The organism is Variovorax sp. efr-133-TYG-130, assembly GCF_030208835.1.
Lineage (GTDB): Bacteria > Pseudomonadota > Gammaproteobacteria > Burkholderiales > Burkholderiaceae_C > Variovorax.
In genome coordinates, this window is the sequence record NZ_JARVTD010000031.1 from 51139 (window position 1) to 70555 (window position 19417).

The following is a 19417-nucleotide window of genomic DNA, read 5'->3' on the forward strand; positions in this document are numbered from 1 at the left end:
CGCTGCGCGCCCTGAATGCACAAAGCCGTCGCGGCCACTTCAAGGAACACCGCGGAACCGGCTTTGCCGGGCCGCCGGTGTTGCCCCCGGAAGGGGGTTGGCGAAGCGACACGAAGTGCGCGAAGGCTGGGGGAGAGCGTCATCACGCAATCTTGAAGCGGGCTACCGAGCGGCGCAGTTCCTCGGCCATCTGCGAGAGTTCGCGCACCTGCTGGGCCGTGGTACGCGTACCTTCTCCGGTCTGCTCCGTCACCGCAAAGATGTGCTGGATGTTCGCGGCCACCACGTTGGCCGAATCGGCTTCGCGGGAGGCGGATTGCGAAATCTGCTCGATCAGGTCGGCGAGGCGGCGCGACACGCGGTCGATCTCGGACAGCGCGGTACCCGCGTTGTCGGACAGCTTGGCCCCTTCGACCACACCCTGCGTGGAGCGCTCCATGGCGCCCACGGCATCCTGCGTGTCGGTCTGAATGGCCTTCACCAGCGCCGAGATCTGGCGCGTGGCGTCCGCGGAGCGTTCGGCCAGTCGCTGAACTTCTTCCGCCACCACCGAGAAGCCCCGGCCGGCTTCACCGGCGGATGCGGCCTGGATGGCGGCGTTCAGGGCCAGCACGTTGGTCTGTTCGGTAATGTCCGAGATCAGCTCGGTGATTTCACCGATCTCCTGCGACGACTCGCCCAGGCGCTTGATCCGCTTGGAGGTTTCCTGGATCTGGTCGCGGATGGAGTTCATGCCGCCGATGGCGTTCTGCACGGCCTGCAGGCCCGACGATGCGGCCTGCAGCGACTGGCGCGCCACCGTGGCGGACTCTTGCGCCTGGGAAGACACGCCGTTGATTCGCTCGGCCATGGTCAGCACCGACTGGCCGGTTTCGCGAATCTCGCGCAGCTGCTCGGTCGAGGCGGCCAGCAGCTCGGTCGAGGTGCTTTCCACCTGCGACGTCGTCTGCGCCACGCGGGTCGCCGTGTTCTGCACGTTGCCCACCAGCAGGCGCAGTTCTTCCACCGTGTAGTTCACCGAGTCGGCGATGGCGCCGGTGATGTCCTCGGTCACGGTGGCTTCCTGCGTCAGGTCGCCTTCGGCCACCGTCTGCAGTTCGTTCATCAGCCGAAGAATGGCGGCCTGGTTGGCGTTGTTCACGCGGCCGGCTTCTTCCGAAGCCTGCTCGGCGGCCAGACGCTCGCGCTCGGCGACGGCGGCGCGTTCGCGGCCTTCGCGCACCTGCACGAAACCGATGGCGCCGGCCAGTGCCAGGGCGGCCAGCGACAGCACGAACAGCAGCACGATGGTGCCGGCGCCCAGGCCGGTGCGCGCCGAGAGCTTGTCCTGCAGGTCGCCGAGCGACTTGCGCAGCGGTTCGCTGTCGGTCAGGATGGAAGCCTGCGCTTCGCGCGCCGCCACCAGGCCCTGCAGGTTGCCCAGAATGGCGGAGGCCTGCGTGCGCATCTGCTCGTAGGTCTTCAGGATGGCTTCGAGCTGCTCGCGCGTCTGCGGGTCCTTCGAGCCGGGGAAGCGCTGCTGCGCATTGCCGTCGAGCAGGCCGCGGGTGGTTTCCTGGAAGGTGTTCAGGTCCTTGCCGAGCAGGAACACGGCGTCGGGGTTCACACCCTCGACGGTGAAGAATTCGTTGGTCGACTTGCCGATGCGCTGGGTCAGCATCACGAGCTGGCCGGCGGCCGAGATTTCAGGCAGCGTGGCGTTCTGCTGCATCTTCAGCGACGCGACGGTTTCCGTCATTTCGAGCAGCGTGGACGACTGCTGGTTGATGTCGCGCAAGGCGGCGCCCACCTGCGTCAGGATCTGGCGCTGGGCCAGCACGGCCTTGGCGCTGGTGTCGGCGCGGGCGACGAGCGGATTGATCTTGTTCATCTCCTCGTCGTACTGGTTGCCCACGCGCTCCAGCCGCAGCGAATCGTCGCCGTTGGTCAGGCCCTGCACGCGGCGCGTGAGGTCGTCCGCGCTGTCCTTCACTTCGACGAACGCCGAGGCGCTGCCGACGAGGGCCTGCGAGATCGACTTGGCAAGACGCTGCGACTGCATCAGCGCCTGGCCGGTGGCCGCCACCTGCTGTGCCAGGCGTTCCGCGCGAAGAATGGCGGAGCCGGCCACCAGCAGCAGCAACAGCACCACTACCGCCAGCATGATCGCCAGGATGCGCTGCTGCCTGGCGGGGGCGGCGCCCACGCGGCCGCCGGAGGCGTCGGGCACGGCGTCGAGCGCGGCGGCGCCGGGCTCGTTGGCGGCGTCGCCGCCGCCGGGCAGCTCGACCTCGCCGAAGCTGGTGTCGGCCGTGCCGCTCTTCCTGGCGAGCCTCACGGTCTTTTCGTCCGGAACCTGGACCGTGTCGACATCGTCTAGCGATATCGCACCGGAGCCGTCGACGGGGGCCTTGTCGTTCCCGTTGGTCACGGGCAGTAATTTCTTGAACTTGTCGGCGATCGAGCTCACGGTCGGTCCTTCAGGTGGTTTCGGGTGCTGCGTGCCGGGGCACTACGCACCAATACTCAAAAACTGGGGTTGCTGCGAAAGCGCCTGCAGGTTGACTTCCTGCCAGCGCTCCCCTGCCGCGTCGGTGTACAGATGCCCGTGCCAGGCAGGTGCTTCTGCGCCGGGAGGCTCGGAGGCCGTGAAGGCTTCCGCGCCCCGCAACCCCGCCAGTCGATCGACCAGCAACGCGCAGTTGACTTCGAGCAGCTCGTTGAAGGCAACGAGCCGCGACTGGATGCGCGCCGCCTCGGAGGCGGCCTGCGTGCCCGGGCCGCCGGCGGCGAATGCCGACAGCTGCACCACGCCGTAGAGGCCGCCGCGCAGGTTGGCCACGCCGAGGAACCAGGGCTCCGTGTAGGGCACGGGCTGCGGCGGCGTCCAGGGAAAGATCTCGCCGGCATGCCCCAGCGGGAAAAGGTATTTGCCCTCGCCCGCCTCGACCGCCAGCCACGTGGCGGCCACGCCGGTGGTGCGGGCGGCCTGCAGGCGGCTCGCCAGCCGGGACTGGAAGGCTCTCAGAGCATCGCGATTCGCCATGGACTGGGCAGGCTTTCGCTCAGTTCAGCGCGCTGATCTTGGACATCAGGTCGGCTGCGTTGACCGGCTTCACGATGTAGTCGCGCGCGCCCTGGCGCATGCCCCAGACGCGGTCGGTTTCCTGGTTCTTGCTGGTGCACAGGATGATCGGGATGGCGGCGTACTTCGGGTCGCGTGCGATGGCGCGCGTGAGCTGGAAGCCGTTCTGGCCGGGCATCACGACGTCCATCAGGATCAGGTCGGGGTGCTCTTCCTCGAGGCGGCGCATGGCGTCGTCCGCGTTCTCGGCGGTCTTGACGGCAAAGCCATTCTTCTGGAGGAGGTCGGTGAGGAAGACGAGCTCGGTCTTGGAGTCGTCGACGACGAGGATTTTGCGAATGGGCATTACTGCGCTTCCTGTTGAACGATGCCAAACTGCTGCACGGCCTGCAGCAGCTGGTCTTTGGTGAATGGCTTGGTCAGGTAGTCCTGGGAGCCGACCATGCGGCCGCGCGCCTTGTCGAATACACCGTCTTTCGAAGACAGCATGACGACGGGGACGTTGGAGAAATGAGCGTTGCGCTTGATGATGGCGCAGGTCTGGTAGCCGTCGAGCCGCGGCATCAGGATGTCGCAGAAAATCAGGTGCGGCTTGTGGTCGTTAACCTTGGAGAGCGCATCGAAACCGTCTTCCGCGAGAAGAACCTCGTGCCCGCCCTGCTTCAGAAAAATCTCGGCACTGCGCCGGATGGTGTTGCTGTCGTCGATGACCAGCACCTTGTAACCAGATCCATTCGGGCCCATTGCAAACGCTCCTGCTCATGAGACTTGGAAGCCCGCCGCGCCGAACACCGACGCAGACCGCGTAGCTCTATCTATGCCATGCTTTCAGATTTCCACCATTTCGAAGTCTTCCTTGCGCGCACCGCACTCGGGACAGGTCCAGTTCATCGGAACATCGGCCCAGGCCGTGCCTGCAGCGATACCGTCCTCTGGTACACCAACAGCTTCGTCATAGATCCACCCACAAATCAGGCACATCCAAGTTTTCGTATTCATCGGAGCTTAAAGTCCTTGTTCATTAAATGCAACGAGTGTATCTATGCGTATCTCATTAGCGGACTGTAAACGTCGCGCCTATGCCACCATCCAGGGGATGGAGCCCGGCGTATGACCATCTACTTACTTCCAGCAGATAACGCCCGCAAACCCGGCGATCTTAACGACCCCTCGCAGGCCGAGGACGAGGTTGCCGAGCGCGACCTGAATCCGCCCTGCGTGCTGGTGTTCAACGCCAGCGACCCCAGCGGCGCGGGCGGCCTGGGCGCGGACGCCCTGGCCATGGCCTCGGTGGGGGCGCACGTGCTGCCGGTCGTCACCGGCGCCTACGCCCGGGACACGGCCGAGATTTTCGACCACTTCGCCTTCGACGAGGAAGCCATTGCCGAGCAGGCGCGCTCGATCCTCGAGGACGTCGAGGTCCAGCTCATCAAGGTGGGCTTCGTCGGCACGCCGGACGCGCTGAGCACCATCGCGGAGACCGCCGCCGACTACCCCGACGTGCCCGTGGTGGCCTACATGCCCAACCTGTCGTGGTGGGACGAGAACCTGATCGAGCCCTACCTGGACGCCTTCCGCGAACTCGTTCTGCCCCAGACGACCGTGTTGGTAGGAAACCACAGCACGCTGTGGCGCTGGCTGCTGCCGGACTGGAGCGGCGAGCGGCCGCCCACCGCGCGCGACATTGCCAAGGCCGCCGGCGAGTTCGGCGTGGCCTACACGCTGGTGACCGGCCTCGTGCTGCCGGACCAGTTCATCGACAACGTGCTGGCCTCGCCGCAGTCGGTGCTCACGAGCGAAAAGTACGAGCGCCTCGAAGCCGTGTTCACCGGCGCCGGCGACACCCTGTCGGCCGCGCTGGCCGCCCTGCTGGCCAGCGGCACCGACCTCGTGGCCGCAACCACCGAAGCGCTGGCCTACATGGACCGCTGCCTCGACGCGGGCTTTCGCCCCGGCATGGGCCATGTGCTGCCCGACCGCCTCTTCTGGGCCGAACCGGAAGACGACGGAGACGATGAAGACCCGGACGCGCCGCCCGACTTCGCCCTCCCCCCACACGACACCCGACACTGACTGATCAACCCGACCCGATGACCGACCGCAACGACACCCTTTTCGAACGCGCCCGCGCCGTGATCCCCGGCGGCGTCAACTCGCCCGTGCGCGCCTTCAAGGCCGTGGGCGGCACGCCCCGTTTCATCCAGCGCGCGCAAGGCGCCTATTTCTGGGACGCCAACGACAAGCGCTACATCGACTACATCGGCTCCTGGGGTCCGATGATCCTGGGCCACGGCCATCCCGCCGTGGTCGAGGCGGTGCAGAAGGCTGTGCTCGAAGGCTTCTCCTACGGCGCGCCGACCGAGCGCGAGATCGAACTGGCCGAGGCCATCCTCGCGCTGGTGCCGTCGATGGAAATGGTTCGCCTGGTCAGCTCGGGCACCGAGGCCGCCATGAGCGCGCTGCGCCTGGCGCGCGGCGCCACCGGGCGCAAGAGCATCGTCAAGTTCGAGGGCTGCTATCACGGCCACGCCGATGCGCTGCTCGTGAAGGCCGGCTCCGGCCTCGCCACCTTCGGCAACCCGACCTCGGCAGGCGTGCCGCCCGAGGTGGTGCAGCACACCATCGTGCTGGAGTACAACAACCTGCAGCAGCTGGAAGAAGCCTTCGCGCTGCACGGCAAGGACATTGCCTGCCTGATGATCGAGGCCATTGCCGGCAACATGAACTTTGTGCGCGCCACGCCCGAGTTCGCCAGGCGCTGCCGCGAACTGTGCACGCAGCACGGCGCGCTGCTGGTGTTCGATGAAGTGATGACGGGCTTTCGCGTGGGCCTGCATGGCGCGCAAGGCGTGCTGGGCATCAAGCCCGACCTCACGGTGCTGGGCAAGGTCATCGGCGGCGGCATGCCGCTCGCGGCCTTCGGCGGGCCGCGCGCGATCATGGAACAGCTCGCGCCGCTGGGTCCGGTCTACCAGGCCGGCACGCTGTCGGGCAATCCGGTGGCCACGGCCTGCGGCCTCGCCACGCTGAAGGAAATCGCCAAGCCCGGTTTCTACGAGGCGCTGGGCAAGAAGACGCGCTCTCTGGTCGACGGCCTGAAGGCCGCCGCGGCCGCCGAGGGACAGCCCTTCAATGCCGACAGCGAAGGCGGCATGTTCGGCTTCTTCCTCATGAAAGACCTGCCGCAAAACTATGCCACCGTGATGACAACCGACAACGCGCAATTCAATGCGTTGTTTCACGGTTTGCTCGATCGCGGCGTGTATATTGCCCCCGCGCTTTACGAGGCAGGCTTCGTGAGCGCAGCCCACAGCGACGACGACATCGCCGCCACCATCGAAGCCGCAAGACAAATCTTCAGAACCCCCTAGCCCATGAACTCCCTGCGCACGCTGCCGGCCTTGAGCATCGCTCTTCTCATTCCCGGCCTCGCGTCAGCGCAGGACTCCTTCGACCTCAAGAACGTCTGGATCAACCCGGGCTTCTACTCGGCGCACTTCGACGGCGGCAAGGGCTTGGAAAACGTCAACCAGGGCCTGGGCTTCGAGTACCCGCTGAACGACACGTACCGTGTCACGGCGGGCACCTTCCGCAACAGCGACCGCCGGCAGTCGAACTACCTCGGGCTGTATGTGCTGCCCATCGAGTTCTACGGCGTGAAGTTCGGCGCCGTGGTCGGCGGCTTCGACGGCTACCCCAACTACCGCAACGGCAACTGGTTCCCGGCCATCCTGCCGGTGGCAGCCATCGAAGGCAAGAACTGGGGCCTGAACATCGCGTACGTGCCCACCATCAAGAACCGGCTGTATGGCGCCGTCACTTTTCAATTGAAGTACCGGTTCGGCAACCACGAGTAAACCGCGGTCGCCGAACCTCGGCTTCCGCCGATCAGTGCCTGAAGTGGCGCACGCCTGACAGCACCATCACCACGCCGCGCTCGTCGGCTGCGTCGATCACTTCCTGGTCGCGCATCGAGCCGCCCGGCTGGATGACGCAGCTCGCGCCCGCGTCCACCACCACATCCAGGCCGTCGCGGAACGGGAAGAAGGCGTCGCTGGCCACTGCGGTGTCCTTCAGCGACAGGCCGGCGTGCTCGGCCTTGATGCTGGCGATGCGCGCGGAGTCGAGGCGGCTCATCTGGCCGGCGCCCACGCCCATCGTCATGCCGTTGGCGCAGAAGACGATCGCGTTGCTCTTCACGTACTTCGCGACCTTCCATGCGAACAGCAGGTCCTGCAGCTGCTGCGGCGTGGGTTGCTTCTTGCTGACCACCTTCAGGTCGTTGATCGACAGCTCGTGGTTGTCGGCGGTCTGGATCAGCAGGCCCGAGCCGACGCGCTTGACGTCCATCGCGTTGCGGCCGTTGTCCCAGTCGGTGGTTCCCCCCTTGGGCAGCGCGATTTCGAGCACGCGCACGTTGAGCTTGGCCTTGGTGGCCTGGAACACTTCGAGCGCCTCGGGGGTGTAGCCCGGCGCCATCAGCACTTCGACGAACTGCTTGGCAATTTCTTGCGCGGTGGCGCCGTCGACCGGGCGGTTGAAGGCGATGATGCCGCCGAAGGCCGAGGTGGGGTCGGTCTTGAAGGCCTTGCCGTAGGCTTCGGCCGCGTCCTTGCCCAGCGCCACGCCGCAGGGGTTGGCGTGCTTCACGATCACGCAGGCCGGCACGTCGAAACTCTTCACGCATTCCCACGCCGCATCGGCGTCGGCGATGTTGTTGTAGCTGAGTTCCTTGCCCTGCAGCTGCTTCGCCGACACCAGCGAGCCGGGCGCCGGATGCAGGTCGCGGTAGAAGGCGGCCTGCTGGTGCGGGTTCTCGCCGTAGCGCAGGTCCTGCACCTTCACGAAGCGGCCGTTGCTCTGCGCGGGGAACAGCGAGCGCTTGGGCGCGCCCTGGCCGATGCTGGCGTCGAAGTCGATGGCCGAGAGGTAGTCGCTGATGGCACCGTCGTAGTCGGCGATGCGGTTGAACGCGGCCACCGAGAACGCGAACTTGGTCTTGTCGCTGAGCTTGCCGTCGGCCTTCAGCTCGGCCAGCGCCACGGCGTATTGCGATGCGTCGGTCAGCACGCCGACGTCCTTCCAGTTCTTGGCCGCGCTGCGCACCATGGCCGGGCCGCCGATGTCGATGTTCTCGATCGCGTCCTCGAGCGTGCAGCCGGGCTTGGCCACGGTGGCTTCGAACGGATAGAGGTTGACGATCAGCAGGTCGATGGTGTCGATGCCGTGTTCCTTGATGGCCGCCACGTGCGCCGGCAGGTCGCGGCGCGCCAGCAGGCCGCCGTGGATCTTCGGGTGCAGCGTCTTCACCCGGCCGTCGAGCATTTCGGGAAAGCCGGTGTGGTCGGCGACTTCGGTCACCGGCAGGCCGGCGTCGGCCAGCAGCTTGGCGGTGCCGCCGGTGGACAGCAGCTTGATGCCCAGCGCATGCAGCGCCTGTGCGAATTCGAGGATGCCGGTCTTGTCGGATACGGAGATGAGTGCAGTCTGAGCCATGGATATGCCGTGGAGTTATTTCAAAAGTTTGTGCTCGACCAATTTCTTGCGGAGCGTGTTTCTGTTCAGGCCGAGCCATTGCGCGGCCTTCGACTGGTTGCCCTCGGCGCGCGTCATCACGACATCGAGCAGGGGTTTCTCGACCACGCGCACGAGCATTTCGTACATGCCGTCGGGTTCGGTGCCGCGCAGATCGCGAAAGTAGCTGTCCAGACTGGTGCGCACGCAGTCCTCGATGTGTTTCTTGCTCATTGCTTCTTCTCTTCTTCTCAATCGACGGCGCAAGCCGCCTCCTCTTCACCAGACAGCTCGCTGTCTGCCTCGTGCTGCACGGGCATGCGTTCCATGCGGTCCGCCAGCCCGTCGAAATAGTCGCCGACCGCGCGCAGCTGCTCGCCGCAGTCCTCGATGGTGTTCATGCGCGCGCGAAACGCCTCGCCCTCGGGCAGGGTGCGCACGTACCAGCCGATGTGCTTGCGCGCCGTGCGCACGCCGCTGTAGTCGCCGTACAGCGCATAGTGCTCCACGAGGTGGTCGAGCAGCAAGCGGCGCACTTCCGCCACCAGCGGCGGCGCGCGGTGCGTGCCGGTTTCCAGGAAGTGCGCGATCTCGCGGAAGATCCACGGCCGGCCCTGCGCGGCGCGGCCGACCATCACCGCGTCGGCGCCGGTGGCCGCGAGCACGTCGCGCGCCTTCTCGGGCGAACGGATGTCGCCGTTGGCCACCACCGGCACGCGCACCGCGGCCTTCACGGCGGCGATGGTGTCGTATTCGGCGTGGCCCTTGTAGCCCTGCTCACGCGTGCGGCCGTGCACCGTGAGCATCTGCACGCCGGCCGACTCGAAGTCGCGCGCCAGCTTCACGGCGTTGCGGTGGTCGTGGCTCCAGCCGGTGCGCATCTTCAGCGTGACCGGCACATTGAAGGGCCGCGCTGCATCGACCACCGCCTGCACGATCTCCAGCGCCAGCGGCTCGTCGCGCATCAGCGCCGAGCCCGCCCATTTGTTGCAGACCTTCTTGGCCGGGCAACCCATGTTGATGTCGATGATCTGCGCGCCGCGCTCGATGTTGTAGACCGTGGCCTCGGCCATCATGTCGGCGTCGGTGCCTGCGATCTGCACCGCAATGGGGCCCGGCTCGCCGTCGTGGTTGGCGCGCCGTGATGTCTTGAGCGTGCCCCACAGCTCCTTGCGCGAGGTGACCATCTCGCTGACCGCGTAGCCCGCGCCCAGCGCGCGGCACAACATGCGGAAGGGCCGGTCCGTCACGCCGGCCATGGGCGCAACGAACAGGCGGTTTTCCAGCGTGTGGTTGCCGATCTGCAAGGTCATTTGGGAGGAAGCGGTGCGCGTTCGGCTGCTGAAAAATGAGGCACGATTGTAGCCACGTGGCATTTCAGCGACTGAAACGATTTGCGCCTGGGTACCCGTGAAAACACGGGTGCGTGCCGGGGCCTTATCCCACGCGGGCGCGACGTGAGCGCTGCCTATACTGCGCGACCTTATGCAAGCCTGGCTCGACTCCCTCTTGGCGCTGATGGCGCTGCCGCAGTACGGTCTCTCGACACTGTTCGTCGCAGCGTTCGTCTCGGCGACCCTTCTGCCGGTGGGCTCCGAGCCCGTGCTCTTCGGCCTGCTCAAGCTCAACCCGGACATGTTCTGGCCGGCCATCGCGGTCGCGACGGTGGGCAACACGCTGGGGGGCGCGGTCGACTGGTGGATGGGCTACGGCGCGCACAAGGTGGCCGACAAATACTCGCACTCGAAACACCATGTGCGGGTTTTGGGCTGGCTGGAGAAGCTCGGCCCCAAGGCCTGCCTGCTGAGCTGGCTGCCGCTGGTGGGCGACCCGCTGTGCGCGGTGGCGGGCTGGCTCAAGCTGCCGTTCTGGCCCTGCTTGGCCTACATGGCCATCGGCAAGTTCCTGCGCTACGTCACCATGACGGTGGCGCTGCTGCAGATCTTCTGATCGGCTTCGCGCCACCCTGCCCCGCCCGGTTTCAGCTCAGCAGGCCGTAGGGGCCGCCGCGCTCGAGCGCTCTCTTGTACGCCGGGCGCGCGTGGATGCGCTCCAGGTAGGCCATGAGCTTCGGCCGCTTCGCGTCGAGTCCGCCGCGCGCCTGCGCTGCCTCCACCGGGAAGCTCATCTGGATGTCGGCACCGGTGAAAGCGTCGCCGGCGAACCACTCGCTCCTGCCGAGCTCGGCCTCCATGAAATTCAGGTGGCTCACGATGTTCGGATTGATGAACGCCGACTTCGTCTTGCTCGCGATGGCCTTGGCGATCGGCTTCGCGAAGAACGGCATCTTCGTGGTCTCGATGCGGTCGAACACCAGCTTGAGCAACAGGGGCGACATCGCCGAGCCTTCGGCGAAATGCAGCCAATAGCGATAGCGCACCGCATCCGGCGTGCCCGGCGCGGGCGCGAGGCGGCCGTTGCCGAAACGCTCGATGAGCGTCTCCACGATCGCCCCCGACTCCGCGAGCGTGAGCCCGTCATCCGTCGTAACCACCGGTGACTTGCCCAGCGGGTGCACGGCCCGCAGCGAAGCGGGCGCCAACATGGTCTGCGGATCACGCTGGTAGTGAACGATCTCGTAGGGCAGCTCGAGCTCTTCGAGCAGCCAGAGCACGCGCTGCGAGCGCGAGTTGTTGAGGTGGTGGACGGTGAGCATTGGGGCGGGGCTTGTGGAGATATTCAGGGCGCGCGAAGTCTACCGAACAACGCCTATTTCACGCCCGCCTTGCGCAATTCCTCTGCAGTGATGCGGACCGGCTTCTGATCGCGCTGCACAACGATGGCGGTGTCCGTGCGAACGGCCGCCTCCCGCGCCGCCCGGGCCGCCCGCCGAATCGCTATCAGTGAAGCGGCCAGATCCTTGTCCTTGGCCTGCATGAGCTGTTCACGGGTCATGGTGCTTCTCCCCATTCGATGAGATCCGGCTCTTCGCCAGCGTTGTCGTAGAGCGCCCAGGCATCCACCGCAGCGCGGTACCGGTCGTCGAAATTCCGGCGCCCTGCCTCGAAACGGCGGCGAATCACATCTTCAGGAATGTGATGGCCTCCCTGCCGCACGCGTTCCGCCACCCGAGCAATCGCAAACTCCGCCGTCGGAAGCGCCAGAAAGAACAGGCTCACGTGATAGCCCAACTTCCTCCAGGCGCCAATATGGCGCAGATAACCCAGCCCCGACAACGTGGTCTCGAACGCAAAGCTCTCCCGGCGACGCACGCACTGGGCAATCTCCTCGAGCATCAGGCGCCCGGCCTTGATGGCCTCCGCCTCGGGCGCAAAGGGCGACAGCCCGGCCGCGATCAGGTCAGCATTGATGAAACGGGAAATCCGAGCTTCCTGCGGAAGGAAAGCGCGGGCGAAGGTTGTCTTGCCTGCGCCGTTCGGCCCCGCGATGATGACGATCTTCGAATGGCTCATCGGCGGGACATCTGCGCCCGGGGTATCAGGAGCTGAACAGGAAATTCATCACGTCGCCATCCTTCACGACGTATTCCTTGCCTTCCGAACGCATCTTCCCCGCGTCCTTGGCGCCCTGCTCGCCCTTGAAGGCGATGTAGTCCTCGAATGCGATGGTCTGGGCGCGGATGTAGCCCTTCTCGAAGTCGCCGTGGATCACGCCGGCGGCCTGCGGGCCGGTGTCGCCGATGTGGATGGTCCAGGCGCGCACTTCCTTCACGCCGGCGGTGAAGTAGGTCTGCAGGCCCAGCAGCTTGAATGCCGCGCGGATCAGGCGGTTCAAGCCCGGCTCTTCCTGGCCGATCTCTGCGAGGAACATCTTCTTGTCTTCGTCGTCCATCTCGGCCAGGTCGGCTTCGATCTTGGCGCAGATGGCGACCACTGGCGCGCCCTGCCTGGCGGCGTATTCGCGCAGGCGGTCGAGATACGGGTTGTTCTCGAAGCCGTCTTCCGACACGTTGCCCACGAACATCGCGGGCTTGGCGGTGATGAGCGTGAAGCTCTTGACCAGCGGCAGCTCTTCCTTGGTGAACTCGAGCGCACGCACCGGCGTGTTCTCGTTCAGCGCGGCCTGGCAGCGCTCGAGCAGGCCGACCAGCTTCTGCGCGTCCTTGTCGCCGGAACGGGCGACCTTGGTGTGGCGGTGCAGCGCCTTCTCGACCGTGGCCAGGTCGGCCAGGCAGAGTTCGGTCTGGATCACTTCGATGTCGGAGATCGGGTCGACCTTGCCGGCCACGTGGATCACGTTCTCGTCGTCGAAGCAGCGCACCACGTTGACGGTGGCGTCGGTCTCGCGGATGTGCGCCAGGAACTTGTTGCCCAGGCCTTCGCCGGTGCTGGCGCCGGCCACCAGGCCGGCGATGTCCACGAACTCGACGATGGCGGGCACCACGCGCTCGGGCTTGACGATCTCGCTCAACTGCGCGAGCCGGGGGTCGGGCACTTCCACGACGCCCACGTTGGGCTCGATGGTGCAGAAGGGATAGTTCTCCGCCGCGATGCCGGCCTTGGTCAGCGCATTGAAAAGGGTGGATTTACCGACGTTGGGCAGGCCGACGATGCCGCATTGCAAACTCATGGGAGGTCCTCTTGGGTAACCGGCGATTTTAGGCGAGCATGGCTGCATGCCCGTCCGGCAGGTCTTGGAACCGCTTCTTGCAACCCTGTCATCCGCCCCCGGAAAGCTCAGGGTTAGCCCCGATGGGCAAACGTTTGCGCAAACGTTTCCCTTGGTTAATATCGGGGCCCCCGGCAAAGACCGGCGTACCGCTTTGATCAACCACCCCAGGAGACATCCACCATGAAATTCACCCGCCGTACCCTGCAAAGCGTTGCTGCATTGACGCTGCTGGGCGCCATCGCCGGAACGCCCGCCTTCGCTCAGGAAAAGCCGAAGGTCGCGCTGGTCATGAAGTCGCTGGCCAACGAGTTCTTCCGCACCATGGAAGACGGCGCCAAGGCGCACCAGAAGGCCCATGCCTCCGAATACACGCTGGTGGCCAACGGCATCAAGGACGAGACCGACACCTCCGCCCAGATCAAGATGGTCGAGCAGATGGTGGCTCAGAAGATCAACGCGCTGGTCATCGCGCCGGCCGATTCGAAGGCGCTGGTGCCGGTCATCAAGGCCGCCATCGACAAGGGCATCCTGGTGGTCAACATCGACAACCAGCTCGACGCCGCCGCGCTCAAGGAAAAGGGCATCCAGGTGCCGTTCGTCGGCCCCGACAACCGCGCCGGCGCCAAGCTGGTGGGCGACGCGCTCGCCAAGGAGCTGAAGTCGGGCGACAAGGTCGGCATCATCGAGGGCGTGTCGACCACCTTCAATGCGCAGCAGCGCACGCTGGGCTACCAGGACGCGATGAAGGCCGCCGGCGTGACGGTGGTGGGCGTGCAGTCCGGCCAGTGGGAAATCGACAAGGGCAACACGGTGGCCGCCGGCATGATGCGCGAGCACCCCGACCTGAAGGCGCTGCTCGCAGGCAACGACAGCATGGCGCTGGGCGCCGTGGCCGCCGTCAAGGCCGCCGGCAAGACCGGCAAGGTGCTGGTGGTGGGCTACGACAACATCGGCGCCATCAAGCCGATGCTGGCCGACGGCCGCGTGCTCGCCACGGCCGACCAGTTCGCCGCCAAGCAGGCCGTGTTCGGCATCGAGACCGCGCTGAAGGCCATCGCCGACAAGAAGAAGCAGGCCGACATGCCCGCCGAAGTGAAGACCGACGTGGTGCTGGTCACCAAGTCGTCCAAGTAAAAACAATCTCCCGACCGAAGAAAAGAGCCTCCGTTGACCGCACCCGCCGCAATGAACGACAACCGCGCCCAGCCCGTGCTCACGCTGAGCACCATGGGCAAGGACTATGCGGCGCCGGTGCTGGACGACGTCTCGCTCGTGCTCAACGCCGGCGAAGTGCTGGCCCTCACGGGCGAGAACGGCGCCGGCAAGAGCACGCTGTCGAAGATCGTCTGCGGCCTGGTGCAGCCCACGCGCGGCCAGATGCTGCTCGACGGCAAGCCCTTTGCGCCCGGCTCGCGCCGCGACGCCGAGCGGCTTGGCGTGCGCATGGTCATGCAGGAGCTGGGCCTCGTCACCACCCTCTCGGTGGCCGAGAACCTGCTGCTCGACCGCCTGCCCAACAAGACCGGCTGGATCCGCCGCGGCAAGCTGCACGAGCTGGCCGCGCGCCAGCTCGCCAAGATCGGCATGCAGAACATCGACCCGGCCACGCCGGTGGCGCGGCTGGGCATCGGCCAGCAGCAGATGGTGGAGATCGCGCGCAACCTGCAGGACGACACGCGCGTGCTGGTGCTCGACGAGCCCACCGCCATGCTCACACCGCGAGAAACCTCGCACCTGTTCGAGCAGATCGATCTGCTGAAGGCGCGCGGCGTGGCCATCGTCTACGTGTCGCACCGCCTCGAAGAACTGCAGCGCATCGCCGACCGCGTGGCGGTGCTGCGCGACGGCCGGCTGGTAGACGTGCGCGCCATGGCCGGCGTGCGCGAATCCGAACTGGTGCAGCGCATGGTCGGCCGCGCGGTGCACGAGCACGAAGGCCGCGAGCGCCGCACCGCCGGCCCGGTGCTGCTGAGCGCGCGCGGCATCGGCCGGGCGCAGGTCGTGCGCGACGTCGACATCGACCTGCGCGCGGGCGAAGTCATGGGCCTGGCCGGCCTCGTCGGCTCGGGCCGGACCGAACTGGTGCGGCTGCTGTTCGGCGCCGACCGCGCGGACCGCGGCGAGATCACCCTTCATGAAAACGGCCAGCCCGCGCAGCACGCGCGCAAGGGCTGGCGCTCGCCGATGCAGGCCATCCGCGCCGGCATCGGCCTCGTCACCGAAGACCGCAAGTCGCAGGGCCTGCTGCTGACGCAGTCGATCCGCGTGAACGCCACGCTCAGCGACCTCGGCGCCATTTCCCACGCCGGCTGGCTGCAGCGCGCCAAGGAGCGCGGCATTGCGCAGAAGCTGGTGGAGCTGCTGCGCATCCGTTCGCGCAGCATCGAACAACCGGTTGCCACGCTCAGCGGCGGCAACCAGCAGAAGGTGGTGTTCGCGCGCTGGCTGCACCGCGAATGCAAGGTGCTGCTGCTCGACGAGCCCACGCGCGGCGTGGACGTGGGCGCGCGCGCCGACCTGTACGCCGAGCTCGACCGCATGACCGACGCCGGCAAGGCGCTGCTGATGGTGTCGAGCGACCTGCGCGAACTGATGGCCATGTGCGACCGCATCGGCGTGATGAGCGCCGGCCGGCTGGTGGCGGTGTTCGAACGCGGCGAATGGACCGAACAATCGCTGCTGGCCGCAGCATTCAGCGACGCGGCCGGACGCGCCGCCAACAATCCGCCGACGGCATCCCCCGTTTCCGATTCGACCCCGGTCACCGCCGACACACAATGAACGCCGAAGCCTCCACGAAATCCACCCCGCCGTCCCCGCCCTCCGCACTCAAGGGCCAGCTCGGCACCTACCTGGGCCTGACGGTCGTGCTCGTGGGCATGATCGCGCTCTTCGGCTCGCTCAGCGAATACTTCCTGACGCGCGAGACCTTCGTCTCCATCGCCAACGAGATTCCCGCGCTGGCCGTGATGGCGGTCGGGATGACCTTCGTGCTGATCATCGCGGGCATCGATCTTTCCGTCGGCTCGGTGCTGGCGCTGAGCGCGGCCGTCACGGCGGCGGCCATCCTCGAATGGAAGCTGTCGGTGCCGGTGGCCGCGGCGCTCGGCCTCGCCACCGGGCTGGTCTGCGGCACGGTCACCGGCGCGGTGTCGGTCGCGTGGCGGCTGCCGAGCTTCATCGTCTCGCTGGGCATGCTCGAGGCGGTGCGCGGCGGTGCCTACCTGGTGACCGATTCGCGCACGCAGTACGTGGGCGACGCCATCTCGGGCCTGGCCGCGCCGTGGATCGGCGGCATCTCGGCCGCCTTCGTGCTGGCGGTGGTGCTGGTCGTCATCGGGCAGCTGGTGCTCACGCGCACGGTGTTCGGCCGCCACGTGGTGGGCATCGGCACGAACGAAGAAGCGATGCGCCTGGCGGGCGTCGACCCGCGCCCGATCCGCATCATCGTTTTCGCGGTCACCGGGCTGCTGGCCGGGCTCGCGGGCCTGATGCAGTCGGCCCGCCTCGAAGCCGCCGACCCGAATGCCGGCGTCGGCATCGAGCTGCAGGTGATCGCGGCGGTGGTGATCGGCGGCACCAGCCTCATGGGCGGACGCGGCTCGGTCATCAACACTTTCTTCGGCGTATTGATCATCGCGGTGCTGGAGGCCGGCCTCGCGCAGGTGGGGGCCAGCGAGCCGAGCAAGCGGATCATCACCGGCGCGGTGATCGTCGTGGCCGTCATCATCGACACGTTGCGCCAGCGCCGTGCCGAACGCCGGCTGGCCTGACGGCACCCGCCAACCAGGAAAAGGACAAGCCCCATGGCCACCATCAAGGACGTCGCGCTCAAGGCGGAGGTTTCGGTCACCACAGTGTCGCACGTGGTGAACGACACGCGCCACGTGAGCGCCAAGGTGCGCGAGCGCGTGGAGCTCGCCATCCGCGAACTGGGCTATGTGCCCAACGCGATGGCGCGCAGCCTGAAGAGCAACACCACTTCGACGCTGGGCATGCTGATTCCCAACAGCTCGAACCCCTACTTCGCCGAGATCGTGCGCATCGTGGAAGACCGCTGCTTCGGCGCCGGCTACACGCTGGTGCTGTGCAACACCGACGACGAGCCCCACCGCCAGAGCGTCTACCTGCAGGTGCTGGCCGAGCGCCGCATCGACGGGCTGATCGTGGTGTCGACCGGCGCGGGCGACGAGGAATCCCTGATGAAGCAGCTGCGCGGCCTGCGGATGCCCACGGTGCTGGTCGACCGCGAGATCGCCGACCCGGCCTGCGACCTGGTGGAGACCGCGCACATGCAGGGCGGCCTGCTCGCGGTACGGCATCTGCTGTCGCTGGGCCACAAGCGCATTGCCTGCATCGGCGGGCCGGTGGGCGTGATGCCGAGCGAGCAGCGCATCGAGGGCTGGCGCATGGCGCTGGCCGAGACCGGCGCAACGCCCGACATCGCGAATGCGCAAGCGCTGCTCTGGCGCGGCGGCTTCACCAGCCAGGGCGGCTACGAGGCCATGCACGCCATCCTGCGCACCGAACAGAAGCCCTCGGCCGTGTTCGTCTGCAACGACCTGATGGCCATCGGCGCGCTGCGCGCCGCGCACGAGAGCGGCGTGCGCGTGCCGGACGATCTTTCGATCGTCGGCTTCGACGACATCGAACTCTCGGCCTACACCAGCCCGCCGCTCACCACGGTGGCGCAGCCCAAGGAGCGCATCGGTGCGCTGGCGGTCGACATGCTGCTCGAGCGCGTCGGCGGCAAGCGCCGCGATGCGCGCAAGGTGGTGCTGCAGCCCGAGCTGCGCGTGCGCGCCTCGACTGCGCGGCACGCGAGTTTCCGCGAGCCCGCCGCCCCCGTTCCGGCCGAAACGCCTTCCACGCAAACCCGAAAGTCCCGCACCCCGTGAGCCTGAAGCCTTCCTCCAGCAGCCCAGCCCGGGCCCCGCGCATCGTGGTGCTCGGCAGCCTCAACATGGACCTGGTGCTGCGCGTGCCGCACGCGCCGGCCGCGGGCGAAACCCTGCTCGGCCATTCGATCGCCACCATCCCCGGCGGCAAGGGCGCCAACCAGGCCGTGAGCTGCGCGCGCGAGGGCGCTCAGGTGCGCATGATCGGCTGCGTCGGCGACGACGCGCACGGCTCGGCGCTGCGCGATGCGCTCCAGCGCGACGGCATCGACACCGCCGCCCTGCGCACCGTGGCCGGCGAGCCCACCGGCACGGCGCTGATCCTCGTGGAGGACAGCGGCCAGAACCGCATCGTGCTGATTCCCGGCGCCAACGCGCGCCTGGAGGTCGACGAAGCCGCGCTGGCGCAGCAGCTGCAGGGCGCGGCCTTCCTGGTGGCGCAGTTCGAGACGCCGCTGGACCAGGTGGCGCGCGGCATCGCCGTGGCGCATGGCGCGGGCTGCAAGGTGATGCTCAACCCCTCGCCGGTACAGCCGATCGCCGAGCCCCTGTGGCCGCTGATCGACACGCTGGTGGTCAACGAGATCGAGGCGCAGGCGCTGTGCGGCCAGTCCGCCGACAGCCCGCAGGAAGCGGCGCAGGCCGGCCGGGCGCTGCGCGCCAAGGGCATCGCGCGCGTGGTCGTCACGCTGGGCGCGCGCGGCGCGGTGGCCATCGATGCCGACGGTGCGCGCCACCATCCCGCGCCCAAGGTGCAGGCGGTCGACACCACGGCCGCCGGCGACACCTTCCTGGGTGCGCTCGCGGTCGCGCTGGGCGAAGGCCAGTCTTTCGACGACGCCGTTCGCCTGGGCATCCGCGCCGCCGCGCTGTGCATCCAGCAGCCCGGCGCCCAACCCTCCATTCCGCAGCGCGACGCCGTTCTGCTCAGCCCGCTGCCGCCCGACTGGATCACGCTGTGAAACGCTCTCCCCTGCTGCACGCCGAACTCTCCCATGTGATCGCCTCGCTGGGCCACGGCGACATGCTCGTGCTCGGCGACGCCGGCCTGCCGATTCCCGACGGCCCGCGCCGCATCGACCTGGCCGTGGCGCGCGGCGTGCCGCGGCTCGACGAGGTGCTGCAGGCGGTGCTGTCGGAGATGCAGGTCGAAGGCATCGTGGTGGCCGACGAAGCGCTGGACGACGCGAAGAATCCGCCGGGCTGGTATCCGCAGTCGCTGGGCATCGCGCCGCAGACGGTGCCGCATGAAGAATTCAAGCGCCGCACCGCGAAGGCCCGGGCCATGGTGCGCACGGGCGAATGCACGCCCTACGCCAACATCATCCTGATCGCTGGCGTGAAGTTCTGAAGCGGCACCGCCCGGGCG

Annotated in this window: 22 protein-coding genes; 10 read left to right on the forward strand and 12 right to left on the reverse strand. The window is 67.2% G+C overall.

The features are described from left to right. Nucleotides 1-142: 142 nt before the first annotated feature. The 5 genes from QRN67_RS25695 to QRN67_RS25715 form a co-directional block, all read right to left on the reverse strand. Nucleotides 143-2449: a methyl-accepting chemotaxis protein gene (locus QRN67_RS25695; protein WP_285414134.1), complete on the reverse strand. Its 2307-nt coding sequence runs from the start codon at nucleotides 2447-2449 to the stop codon at nucleotides 143-145. Between the two features lie 42 nt (nucleotides 2450-2491). Beyond that, on the reverse strand, nucleotides 2492-3025 hold the full coding sequence (locus QRN67_RS25700) for a chemotaxis protein CheW (protein WP_081271089.1): 534 nt from the start codon (nucleotides 3023-3025) through the stop codon (nucleotides 2492-2494). A 19-nt stretch (nucleotides 3026-3044) separates the two neighbouring features. Further along, nucleotides 3045-3410 (reverse strand): response regulator transcription factor, encoded by a 366-nt coding sequence (locus tag QRN67_RS25705; protein WP_081271090.1) that lies wholly within the window; start codon nucleotides 3408-3410, stop codon nucleotides 3045-3047. Continuing rightward, nucleotides 3410-3808: a response regulator gene (locus tag QRN67_RS25710; protein ID WP_081271091.1), complete on the reverse strand. Its 399-nt coding sequence runs from the start codon at nucleotides 3806-3808 to the stop codon at nucleotides 3410-3412. Before QRN67_RS25710 ends, QRN67_RS25705 begins: the two co-directional genes overlap by 1 nt. 84 nt (nucleotides 3809-3892) lie before the next feature. Next, nucleotides 3893-4063, reverse strand: a complete 171-nt coding sequence (locus tag QRN67_RS25715) for a rubredoxin (RefSeq protein ID WP_007838397.1) — start codon at nucleotides 4061-4063, stop codon at nucleotides 3893-3895. 111 nt (nucleotides 4064-4174) lie between these two features. On the opposite strand from QRN67_RS25715, the gene thiD reads away from it, so the two are divergent. Genes thiD through QRN67_RS25730 form a run of 3 tightly spaced genes read left to right on the forward strand, consistent with a single transcriptional unit; the run spans nucleotide 4175 to nucleotide 6921 of the window. Then, nucleotides 4175-5137, forward strand: coding sequence for a bifunctional hydroxymethylpyrimidine kinase/phosphomethylpyrimidine kinase (thiD, locus tag QRN67_RS25720; protein WP_285414137.1), 963 nt, complete (start codon nucleotides 4175-4177; stop codon nucleotides 5135-5137). Between the two features lie 17 nt (nucleotides 5138-5154). Next, the gene (gene hemL / locus QRN67_RS25725) at nucleotides 5155-6435 is read left to right on the forward strand and encodes a glutamate-1-semialdehyde 2,1-aminomutase (RefSeq protein WP_285414138.1); all 1281 of its coding nucleotides are present in this window, start codon (nucleotides 5155-5157) and stop codon (nucleotides 6433-6435) included. 3 nt (nucleotides 6436-6438) lie between these two features. Next, a complete protein-coding gene (locus QRN67_RS25730; protein ID WP_106936799.1) occupies nucleotides 6439-6921 on the forward strand; it encodes a hypothetical protein in 483 nt (160 codons plus the stop codon). A 31-nt stretch (nucleotides 6922-6952) separates the two neighbouring features. Here QRN67_RS25730 and purH read toward each other — a convergent pair whose 3' ends face one another. Genes purH through dusB form a run of 3 tightly spaced genes read right to left on the reverse strand, consistent with a single transcriptional unit; the run spans nucleotide 6953 to nucleotide 9891 of the window. Then, nucleotides 6953-8560: a bifunctional phosphoribosylaminoimidazolecarboxamide formyltransferase/IMP cyclohydrolase gene (purH, locus tag QRN67_RS25735; RefSeq protein ID WP_285414139.1), complete on the reverse strand. Its 1608-nt coding sequence runs from the start codon at nucleotides 8558-8560 to the stop codon at nucleotides 6953-6955. A gap of 15 nt (nucleotides 8561-8575) precedes the next feature. After that, nucleotides 8576-8812 carry a Fis family transcriptional regulator gene (locus tag QRN67_RS25740; protein ID WP_007838304.1) on the reverse strand — a complete coding sequence of 79 codons (237 nt, stop codon included), beginning with the start codon at nucleotides 8810-8812 and terminating at the stop codon, nucleotides 8576-8578. A gap of 17 nt (nucleotides 8813-8829) precedes the next feature. Next, nucleotides 8830-9891, reverse strand: coding sequence for a tRNA dihydrouridine synthase DusB (dusB, locus tag QRN67_RS25745; protein ID WP_081271096.1), 1062 nt, complete (start codon nucleotides 9889-9891; stop codon nucleotides 8830-8832). A gap of 172 nt (nucleotides 9892-10063) precedes the next feature. Between dusB and QRN67_RS25750 the strand changes: the two genes are divergently transcribed. Continuing rightward, nucleotides 10064-10528 (forward strand): YqaA family protein, encoded by a 465-nt coding sequence (locus QRN67_RS25750; RefSeq protein WP_081271097.1) that lies wholly within the window; start codon nucleotides 10064-10066, stop codon nucleotides 10526-10528. A 31-nt stretch (nucleotides 10529-10559) separates the two neighbouring features. Here the strand turns inward: QRN67_RS25750 and QRN67_RS25755 are convergent, their stop codons facing one another. The 4 genes from QRN67_RS25755 to ychF are packed head-to-tail and all read right to left on the reverse strand — an operon-like array spanning nucleotide 10560 to nucleotide 13108. After that, nucleotides 10560-11234 (reverse strand): glutathione S-transferase, encoded by a 675-nt coding sequence (locus QRN67_RS25755; protein WP_285414140.1) that lies wholly within the window; start codon nucleotides 11232-11234, stop codon nucleotides 10560-10562. A gap of 53 nt (nucleotides 11235-11287) precedes the next feature. Beyond that, nucleotides 11288-11473: a hypothetical protein gene (locus QRN67_RS25760; protein WP_081271099.1), complete on the reverse strand. Its 186-nt coding sequence runs from the start codon at nucleotides 11471-11473 to the stop codon at nucleotides 11288-11290. Next, nucleotides 11470-11991, reverse strand: a complete 522-nt coding sequence (locus tag QRN67_RS25765; RefSeq protein ID WP_285414141.1) for an ATPase — start codon at nucleotides 11989-11991, stop codon at nucleotides 11470-11472. The genes QRN67_RS25760 and QRN67_RS25765 overlap by 4 nt, the downstream gene beginning before the upstream one ends. A 25-nt stretch (nucleotides 11992-12016) precedes the next feature. Further along, nucleotides 12017-13108, reverse strand: coding sequence for a redox-regulated ATPase YchF (ychF, locus tag QRN67_RS25770; protein WP_081271101.1), 1092 nt, complete (start codon nucleotides 13106-13108; stop codon nucleotides 12017-12019). A gap of 222 nt (nucleotides 13109-13330) precedes the next feature. Here ychF and QRN67_RS25775 point away from each other — a divergent pair, with 222 nt between their 5' ends. The 6 genes from QRN67_RS25775 to rbsD are packed head-to-tail and all read left to right on the forward strand — an operon-like array spanning nucleotide 13331 to nucleotide 19399. Next, nucleotides 13331-14284: a sugar ABC transporter substrate-binding protein gene (locus QRN67_RS25775; protein ID WP_285414142.1), complete on the forward strand. Its 954-nt coding sequence runs from the start codon at nucleotides 13331-13333 to the stop codon at nucleotides 14282-14284. A gap of 51 nt (nucleotides 14285-14335) precedes the next feature. Beyond that, the gene (locus tag QRN67_RS25780; RefSeq protein ID WP_081271135.1) at nucleotides 14336-15931 is read left to right on the forward strand and encodes a sugar ABC transporter ATP-binding protein; all 1596 of its coding nucleotides are present in this window, start codon (nucleotides 14336-14338) and stop codon (nucleotides 15929-15931) included. Next, entirely contained in the window at nucleotides 15928-16923 is a 996-nt protein-coding gene (locus tag QRN67_RS25785; RefSeq protein WP_285414143.1) for an ABC transporter permease, read from the forward strand. The genes QRN67_RS25780 and QRN67_RS25785 overlap by 4 nt, the downstream gene beginning before the upstream one ends. Before the next feature lie 33 nt (nucleotides 16924-16956). After that, the gene (locus tag QRN67_RS25790; protein WP_081271104.1) at nucleotides 16957-18048 is read left to right on the forward strand and encodes a LacI family DNA-binding transcriptional regulator; all 1092 of its coding nucleotides are present in this window, start codon (nucleotides 16957-16959) and stop codon (nucleotides 18046-18048) included. Further along, a complete protein-coding gene (gene rbsK, locus QRN67_RS25795) occupies nucleotides 18045-19010 on the forward strand; it encodes a ribokinase (RefSeq protein WP_285414145.1) in 966 nt (321 codons plus the stop codon). Before QRN67_RS25790 ends, rbsK begins: the two co-directional genes overlap by 4 nt. Continuing rightward, a complete protein-coding gene (gene rbsD / locus QRN67_RS25800; RefSeq protein WP_285414146.1) occupies nucleotides 19007-19399 on the forward strand; it encodes a D-ribose pyranase in 393 nt (130 codons plus the stop codon). Before rbsK ends, rbsD begins: the two co-directional genes overlap by 4 nt. The last annotated feature ends 18 nt before the right edge of the window (nucleotides 19400-19417 follow it).